The 616-nt window shown below is 34.9% G+C and carries 1 protein-coding gene; it reads right to left on the reverse strand.

Features of this window, described 5'->3' with window-relative positions:
- Positions 1-157: 157 nt before the first annotated feature.
- Positions 158-616, reverse strand: a 459-nt coding sequence (locus OU788_RS12625) for an HNH endonuclease (protein ID WP_274635485.1), incomplete at its 5' end; no start/stop codon positions are given.

The raw sequence follows: 616 nt of genomic DNA on the forward strand, positions 1-616 counted from the left end.
AAGTAGGCGAGAACAAGCAATTACTTATAGCCATTGTTGGGCAATCGTACTTTTTCTTTTTGTTCTGTCAGCGTTGGCAAAGACATACTCTTTTGTAATTTTAGGCTTGTGTGGTGGCTGTAGCGAATTGCAAATGTGTATGGCTTTATGCGTTGGCTTAATCATCAAATATTCCTCTAGTTTGATTCGCAATTTTTATATTTCCAATGTTCGGTCGAAGTGTATGATTTTCGGGTATTTGAATTTTATCAAAAGCAAGTTTTTCAAATTTTCTAATTCCAGAGTCAAGTCCGACTTTTTCTAAGTATTCCATTTTACTTTCATTAATTAGAATATCCAATTGTTCGTCAAAATATATTAATGAACGGTCGTAAGCTGTATGATGTAAAGCACAAAGACTTATACCGTTGTCAATTTCATCTGTACCTAATTCGTGCGAGTGTGGCACAATATGAGCTGCTTCGATTAACTCTAAACCTATTCCACACATAGCACACTTGTTATTGTAGGCATCATAAACTTTAATCCTGAAATTCGGGTCTCTTTTTTGTCTAGCGTGAGTAATTGTAAGAACACCTTCTGAAGTATCAAATTCACCATCTGCATTTTGATTGTT

Origin of the sequence: Tenacibaculum sp. L6 (genome assembly GCF_028823685.1) — a bacterium.
GTDB lineage: Bacteria > Bacteroidota > Bacteroidia > Flavobacteriales > Flavobacteriaceae > Polaribacter.